The sequence below is a fragment of the Simplicispira piscis genome, from assembly GCF_054783455.1.
Genome location: NZ_BAAGQN010000004.1, coordinates 1 through 7,584 on the forward strand (window position 1 = coordinate 1; position 7,584 = coordinate 7,584).

Consider the following 7,584-nt stretch of genomic DNA (forward strand, 5'->3'; position numbering starts at 1 on the left):
GCCAGTCAGACTGCCATGATGGTGGCCTGACTTAAACCAACTGGCCTCCACGAAAGCCGGGGCGATTCACCGGTGGCGTTGCCGTGCCCGCCGAGCTATTTGGTCATGGAGTGCAGCACCAGGTCGATGCCCAGCTCCAGCGGGCGCACCAGGCAGGGTGTGCAGAAGGTGTTGTCGGCCACGGTGATGATGGCGCCCCTTGCAGGTTGGCCATCTTGGGCCGCTACGGTCGATTTGCAGCCGACGATATGCAAGTCCGACTGGCTCTGAGGCTCAGCGCAGGCCGAAAAAAGACAGGACGAAAAGCACGATAACGACCAGGCCGACGATGTAAATGATGCTGTTCATAGGGGATTCCTTCGCGTGAATGGGATGGGCGGCGGTGCAGCGCTCAAGAGGCGCCGACCCGCAACTCCACCTTATCGGCTGCGCTGCAGTTGCTCTGTGCGCTAGCGCTCATAGAGCCCCACGGCGGTTGTCATTCATGCCGTGGCAACTGGTGCCTGTGGCTGCCATCCACATCAGTAGAGCACCAGCATTTTTAGCCTCCAGCGCCCGCCAGACAAGCGCTATCAGCTATCAAAACAAAAGCAAACGCCCCGCGCAAACCTTCCGGTCTGCGAGGGGCGTTGATCTTCAGAGCGTCGTCAGCGCTTACAGCACTTCAAACACACCCGCAGCGCCCATGCCGCCGCCGATGCACATGGTCACGCAGACTTTTTTGGCACCGCGGCGCTTGCCTTCGATGAGGGCGTGGCCGGTAAGGCGCTGGCCGCTCATGCCAAAGGGGTGGCCCACGGCGATGGCGCCGCCGTTGACGTTGAGCTTGTCGGCAGGAATGCCCAGCTTGTCACGGCAGTAGATCACCTGCACGGCGAAGGCTTCGTTCAGCTCCCACAGGTCGATGTCGTTCATCGTGAGGCCCAGGCGCTTGAGCACCTTGGGAATGGCGAACACGGGGCCGATGCCCATTTCGTCGGGCTCGCATCCGGCCACGGCAAATCCCAGGAAACGGCCCAGGGGCTTGAGTCCCTTTTGTTCGGCCAGCTTTTCGTGCATGACCACCACGGCGCCAGCGCCGTCAGACAGCTGGCTGGCGTTGCCTGCCGAAACCAGGCCGCCGGGCAGTGCCGAGCGCAGATCCTTGATGCCGTCATACGTGGTCCCGGCGCGGATGCCTTCGTCCGCACTCACGGTCACCTCCTTGGTGGTCAGGCCCATGACCTTGTCGGCCACGCCCATGGTGACGGTGATGGGGGCGATTTCGTCCTTGAACAGGCCCTTTTCCAGTGCAGCGCTGGCCTTTTGCTGGCTGCTGGCGCCGTATTCGTCCATGGCCTGGCGGGTAATGCCGTAGCGCTTGGCCACCTGTTCGGCGGTTTGCAGCATGGCCCAGTAGACCTCGGGCTTGTGCTTCATGAGCCAGGGGTCTTGCAGCATGTGGGTGTTCATTTCCTGCGCGGTGCAGGAGATGGCTTCCAGACCACCGGCAACGTAAATATCGCCTTCGTTGGCAATGATGCGCTGGGCGGCGGTGGCAATGGTCTGCAGGCCCGACGAGCAGAAGCGGTTGATGGTCATGCCCGAGACGGTGACGGGGCAACCGGCGCGCAGGGCGGCCTGGCGGGCGATGTTGGCGCCGGTGGCACCTTCGGGCGTGCCGCAACCCATGATGACGTCGTCCACCTCGGCGGCCTCAATGCCTGCACGTTGAATGGCATGCTCCACCACATGGCCACCCATGGTGGCGCCGTGGGTCATGTTGAGGGCACCCTTCCAGGACTTGGTCAGGGGGGTGCGTGCGGTGGAAACGATTACTGCTGATGTCATGGTAAAGCTCTCCTAAATAGTGTCAGGTTCAAGATGCCTTGGCACCTTGGGTCAAAAGGCGGTGGTAGAAACGGATCAGTTCGGCCAGGTTGCTGACGGCAATGCGTTCGTTGGTGCCGTGAAAACGCGACAGGTCTTGCGGCCCTGCCCGCACGGGCGAGAACTTGAAGATGTGGTCGCTGATGTCGCCAAAGTGGATAGAGTCCGAGCCGCCAATCATCAAACCGGGCGCCACCAGCGTTCCGGGGAACACTTCGCGCACGGTGCGGTTGATGAGGGCGTACTGCGCGGAGTCGGTGGGCGCGACCTTGGAGGCCTCGGCACCGCCGGGCAGCGCATGCAGTTCGAACTTGCCGTTGTGCGTGGCGTCGGCCACCAGGGCGCGGGTGCGCTCAACCACCTGCTCGCGGGTGTCCCCGGGCAGTAGGCGGAAGTTCACCGTGGCCTCGGCCTGGCCTGGCAGCACGTTCTCCTTGTTGCCCGCATGAACGATCGTCAGCGCCGTGGTGGTGCGCAGCATGGCATTGGTGCTGGCACCGGCCTCCAGTTGCTTTTGCACCAGGGGGCCAAACAGCCAGAGGTTGGACAAGGCCACACGCGAGAAACCGCTCATCTCCGGTGCAATGGTGGCAAACATCTCGCCCGCCACACCGCGAATGGCGCCGGGCAACTGCTTGTCATCGATACGCTGGAGGGCCGCACTCATCATGGCAATCGCACTGCTGCCCTTGGGCGGCGGCATGGACGAGTGACCGGGAGTGGCCGACGTCTTGAGTACCACCGAGAGGTAGCCCTTCTCGGCCACGCCAATCAGCGCGGTCGGGCTTTGTAAGCCGGGCATGATGCCTTCGGTGATGAGCAAGCCTTCGTCGATCACAAAATCCAGGCGCACCTTGCGCTCTTTCAGGAGTTCTGCAATCTTCTCGGCGCCACGGTGGCCACCCACTTCTTCGTCGGCGCCAAAGGCCAAGTACACGGTGCGCTCGGGCTGGTAGCCGCTGGCCACCAGCATCTCCACCGCTTCCATCTGGGACATGAGGTTGCCCTTGTCGTCCCAGGCGCCGCGCCCCCAGACAAAGCCGTCCTTTACTTCACCACCGAAGGACTCGGCCTTCCAGTCGCCCTCGGTGCCCGGTGCCACGGGCACCACGTCCTGGTGGGCCATGAGCAGGATGGGCTGCGCCTCGGGCTTGCTGCCGCGCCAGGTGTAGAGCAGGCTCAGGTCGCCCACCACCTCACGCTGCAGGGCAGCGTGGGTTTTGGGAAACCGGGCTTGCAACAGCGCATGCAACTGCTTGAACTGGTCGGCATTGAGCCCCGGATCGTCCAGCGATGAGATGGTGCGCAAGCGCACCGCCTCGGCCAGGCGCTGGGCGGCACCCGCTTCATCCACCTGCAGCAGGGGCAGCGGCGCCACATCGAGCTGGCGCGAGCCCTTGCGCAGGGTGTTGACACCCAGCACAACAGCCAGCGCAAGCAGCAATGCCAGCAGGCCCCAGGCGAGTTTCTTGACCATGGTGCGACGGCCTGCGGTCAGTTGAAGGTCTTGCCTTCAGCGGCCAGTCGGGCCAGCAGGGGTGCGGGCTTCCAGAAGGCGGCGTCGTCCAGCGGGTTCTGGGCAAAGCGGTTCATGGCCTGCACCACGTTGAACAGACCGACTTCGTCGGCGTAGTTCAGCGGGCCGCCACGGTGCACCGGGAAGCCATAGCCAAAGATGTAGACCACGTCGATGTCGCTGGCCTTGTTGGCAATGCCTTCTTCCAGAATGTGGGCGGCCTCGTTGACCAGGCTGAATACCAGGCGCTGCACGATTTCTTCGTCCGAGATCTTGCGCGGCGTGATGCCCAATGCGGCGCGGTGGTCTTCGATCATCTTGACCACTTCAGCGTTCGGGATCGCATCGCGCTTACCAGGCACATAGTCGTACCAGCCAGCTCCCGTTTTCTGGCCAAAGCGGCCTTTTTCGCAGAGCAAGTCAGCAGTCTTGCTGTACTTCATGTCAGGTTTTTCTTGGTAGCGGCGCTTGCGGATGGCCCAGCCAATGTCGTTGCCAGCCAGGTCGCCCATGCGGAACGGGCCCATGGCCATGCCGAACTTCTCCATGGCCTTATCGACCTGCTGCGGCGTACAGCCTTCGTCCAGCAGAAACCCGCCCTGGCGGCCGTACTGCTCGATCATGCGGTTGCCGATGAAACCATCGCACACGCCGGAGACCACAGCGGTCTTGCGGATCTTCTTGGCCACGGCCATCACGGTGGCCATCACGTCCTTGGCGGTGGCTTCGCCGCGCACCACTTCGAGCAGCTTCATCACGTTGGCTGGGCTGAAGAAGTGCAGGCCCACCACGTCCTGCGGGCGCTTGGTGAAGTGGGCGATCTTGTTGACGTCGAGCGTGGAGGTGTTGGACGCCAGGATGGCGCCGGGCTTCATCACGCGGTCGAGTTCCTTGAACACTGCTTCCTTGACGCCGATTTCTTCAAACACGGCCTCAATCACCATGTCGGCATCGCTCAGGTCATCGTAGCTCAGCGTGGTGCTGAGCAGCGCCATGCGCTGCTCGTACTTGTCTTGCTTGAGCTTCTTCTTGGTGACCTGGGCTTCGTAGTTCTTGCGGATGGTGGCGATGCCACGGTCCAGCGCTTCCTGCTTCATTTCCAGCATCTTCACGGGAATACCGGCGTTGAGGAAGTTCATGGCAATGCCGCCACCCATGGTGCCGGCACCAATCACCGCGATGCTCTTGATCTCGCGCTTGGGCGTATCGGCGGGCACATCGGGAATCTTGGAAGCTGCGCGCTCGGACAGGAACAGGTGGCGCAGCGAACGCGACTCGGGCGTCCACATCAGGTTGATGAACAGCTCGCGCTCAACGGCCAGGCCATCGGCAAACTTGCCCTTGGTGGCGGCTTCGACGGCGTCCACGCACTTGGCGGGCGCCGGGAAGTTTTTGCTCATGCCCTTGACCATGTTGCGTGCGAACTGGAAGTACGCATCGCCCAGGGGGTGCTTGCAAGGCAGGTTGCGCACCAGCGGCAGCGGACGGGTGTCGGCCACGCTTTGCGCAAAGGCCAGGGCCTCGGCGGCCAGGGTTTCGGGCGAGGCCGCGAGTTTGTCGAACAGCTTCTGGCCGGGCAGCATGCCCAGCATTTCGCTCTTGATGGCCTCGCCGCTCACGATCATGTTCAGCGCGGGCTCCACTCCCAGCACGCGCGGCAGGCGCTGCGTGCCACCAGCGCCGGGCAGGATGCCCAGCTTGACTTCGGGCAGCGCAATGCTGCAGCCGGGCGCTGCCACGCGGTAGTGGCAACCCAGTGCCAGCTCCAGACCGCCGCCCATGGCCACACTGTGCAGTGCTGCCACCACGGGCTTGGGTGAATTTTCGATCGCCAGGATCACTGAATTGAGATTGGGTTCCTGCATGGCACGGTCGGTGCCGAATTCCTTGATGTCGGCACCACCGGAAAACGCTGCACCGGCGCCCGTGACGACGATGGCCTTGACAGCAGCATCGGCATTGGCCTTGCCCAGGCCGTCCACGATGCCCTGGCGGGTGGACAAGCCCAGTCCGTTGACAGGCGGGTTGGTCATCGTGATCACGGCGATATTGCCGTGGACTTTGTATTCAGCGGTCATGCTGTTGTTCCTTGAAAAGTAGAAAAAGAACGGTCGTGCGATTTTTTCATTGTAGAGAGTTCTGCACACGTTGCCAGAGTTGGTTTGTCTCGGGCGGGACAAAACTCCCTGCCTGATTTTGTGGAAAAGGCGCCTTGCGCACTGCACAAGACGCCTTGTTCCACTCAGGCTAGCAGCCGGTGGGTTCTCAAACCTCCAGCCACTCCTTGCGCACATAGTTATCGGCGCGCAAGCCGTCCGGTGTGCCATCAAAGACGATGCTGCCATGTCCCATGACCAGGCAGCGGTCAGAAATGGTCATGGCAATGGTGAGCTTCTGTTCAATCAGCAGCACCGAGATGCCTTTGGCCTTGAGGGTCTGTAGATATTGCCCCACCAGTTCGACGATCTTGGGGGCCAGGCCCTCGGTAGGTTCGTCGATGATGATGAGGTCCGGGTCGCCCATGAGGGTGCGGCACAGGGTGAGCATCTGCTGCTCTCCGCCCGACATCACCCCCGCCGGGATATTGCGCCGCTCCTTGAGCCGCGGGAACATGTCGTACATGTCGTCAAACGACCAACGACTGCCTTTGCCGCTGCCCTTTTGGCCGAGCAGCAGGTTCTGGTGCACCGTGAGGTTAGGAAACACGTCCCGGCTCTCTGGCACGTAGCCCAGGCCCAGGTGGGCAATCTCGTAGGCTTTTTTGCCTTCCAGGCTTTTGCCCTTCCATTGCACGTCGCCTTCCCAGTTCACCAAACCCATGATGGCCTTGGCAGTGGTCGAGCGGCCTGAGCCATTGCGACCCAGCAGGGCCACGATCTCGCCCGGCTGCACGTCGAAGCTGACGCCGTGCAGTACATGGCTTTTGCCGTAATAAGCGTGAAGGTTGTTGATGTGCAGCATGTCAGTGTCCCTCCGCCTGTGCATCGGCCACGGCAGAGCCCAGGTAGGCCTCCTGTACGCGCGCATTGGCACGCACCTTGTCGGGTGTGTCATAGGCGATGACCTCGCCATAGACCACCACAGCAATCTTGTCCGCCAACCCGAACACCACGCCCATGTCGTGCTCCACGGTCAGCAAGGTGCGGCCTTCGGTCACTTCCTTGATGAGATGGATGAAGCGCGTGGTCTCGCTGCGGCTCATGCCGGCGGTGGGTTCGTCGAGCAAGATCACATTGGCGCCACCGGCAATGGTGATGCCGATCTCCAGTGCGCGCTGCTCGGCGTAGGTCAGGTTCACGGCCAGTGTGTCGCGCTTCTTGTCCAGCTTGATCATCTCCATGAGCTGGCGGGCACGGTCATTGGCGTCGTCCAGCCGCGAGAGAAAACGCAGAAAGGTGTACTTGTAGCCCAGGCTCCAGAGCACGCCGCAGCGCAGGTTCTCAAAAACACTCAGGTTGGGGAAGATGTTGGTGATCTGGAAGCTCCGCGAAAGCCCCATGCGGTTGATTTCGAAGGGTTTTTTACCGTCGATGCGCTGCCCGCCCAGCAGCACCTCTCCACTGGTAGGCGCAAAGCGCCCACTGATCAGGTTGAACAGCGTGGATTTGCCCGCACCGTTAGGGCCAATGATGGCCACACGTTCGCCCGCAGCCACAGACAGGTTGGCTCCACGGATAATCTCCGTCTTGCCAAAGCTCTTGCGCAGGTCACGCAGCTCCAATGCATAAGTAGCGTTTTGCGCCATGGTTACAGCGCCTCCCCACGCTTGATCTGGTGTTCAATTTCTTCCTGGATAGTTTCCCACTGGCGTCGGAACTGGCGTCTGCACAGTTCAAACAGTCCCAGCCCCGTCAGCAGCACGAACCCGGCGCCGAACCAACTTGTGAATGCCCTGGCATTGAGTGTGGCACCCATGAACGACAGCTCTGGCCCCAGCGCTTCATTGAGTTGCAGGTGGTAAATCATTTCGACCATGCAGGCAGCGCCCAGCACGGCCACCAGCCCGGTACCAAACAGCGCCAGGTACGACGGCAACAGTGCACGCAGTTTGCCGAACTTGGCCAAACGCATGTTCATCATGATGAGGCTGGCGACACCTCCCGGTGCAAACATGACCATGAACAGGAACACCAGGCCCAGGTACAGCAACCAGGCTTTCGATAGTTCGGACAGCAGCACCGATGCAAACACCAGCAGCA

Annotated in this window: 6 protein-coding genes and 1 pseudogene; all 7 read right to left on the reverse strand. The window is 61.8% G+C overall.

Translation table 11 applies throughout. The annotated features are described in order from the left end of the window. Positions 1-95 precede the first annotated feature (95 nt). Positions 96-254, reverse strand: a complete 159-nt coding sequence (locus ACYVOC_RS01290; RefSeq protein WP_461160610.1) for a PLP-dependent transferase — start codon at positions 252-254, stop codon at positions 96-98. A gap of 400 nt (positions 255-654) precedes the next feature. After that, on the reverse strand, positions 655-1,830 hold the full coding sequence (locus ACYVOC_RS01295) for an acetyl-CoA C-acyltransferase (protein WP_461160611.1): 1,176 nt from the start codon (positions 1,828-1,830) through the stop codon (positions 655-657). 28 nt (positions 1,831-1,858) lie between these two features. Beyond that, positions 1,859-3,346 (reverse strand): M20 family peptidase, encoded by a 1,488-nt coding sequence (locus ACYVOC_RS01300; RefSeq protein ID WP_461160612.1) that lies wholly within the window; start codon positions 3,344-3,346, stop codon positions 1,859-1,861. A gap of 17 nt (positions 3,347-3,363) precedes the next feature. Next, on the reverse strand, positions 3,364-5,463 hold the full coding sequence (locus ACYVOC_RS01305) for a 3-hydroxyacyl-CoA dehydrogenase NAD-binding domain-containing protein (protein ID WP_461160613.1): 2,100 nt from the start codon (positions 5,461-5,463) through the stop codon (positions 3,364-3,366). Between the two features lie 187 nt (positions 5,464-5,650). Then, positions 5,651-6,346: an ABC transporter ATP-binding protein gene (locus tag ACYVOC_RS01310; protein WP_116003798.1), complete on the reverse strand. Its 696-nt coding sequence runs from the start codon at positions 6,344-6,346 to the stop codon at positions 5,651-5,653. Position 6,347: 1 nt separating this feature from the next. After that, positions 6,348-7,130 carry an ABC transporter ATP-binding protein gene (locus ACYVOC_RS01315; RefSeq protein WP_116003797.1) on the reverse strand — a complete coding sequence of 261 codons (783 nt, stop codon included), beginning with the start codon at positions 7,128-7,130 and terminating at the stop codon, positions 6,348-6,350. Positions 7,131-7,132: 2 nt separating this feature from the next. Continuing rightward, positions 7,133-7,584, reverse strand: a pseudogene (locus tag ACYVOC_RS01320) (branched-chain amino acid ABC transporter permease); the annotation flags it as partial.

What these genes read in the sequence shown, in the direction of transcription:
- ACYVOC_RS01295 (WP_461160611.1), bottom strand. Translation starts at nt 1,830, where the DNA reads ATGACATCAGCAGTAATCGTTTCCACCGCACGCACCCCCCTGACCAAG.
- ACYVOC_RS01300 (WP_461160612.1), bottom strand. Translation starts at nt 3,346, where the DNA reads ATGGTCAAGAAACTCGCCTGGGGCCTGCTGGCATTGCTGCTTGCGCTG.
- ACYVOC_RS01305 (WP_461160613.1), bottom strand. Translation starts at nt 5,463, where the DNA reads ATGACCGCTGAATACAAAGTCCACGGCAATATCGCCGTGATCACGATG.
- ACYVOC_RS01310 (WP_116003798.1), bottom strand. Translation starts at nt 6,346, where the DNA reads ATGCTGCACATCAACAACCTTCACGCTTATTACGGCAAAAGCCATGTA.
- ACYVOC_RS01315 (WP_116003797.1), bottom strand. Translation starts at nt 7,130, where the DNA reads ATGGCGCAAAACGCTACTTATGCATTGGAGCTGCGTGACCTGCGCAAG.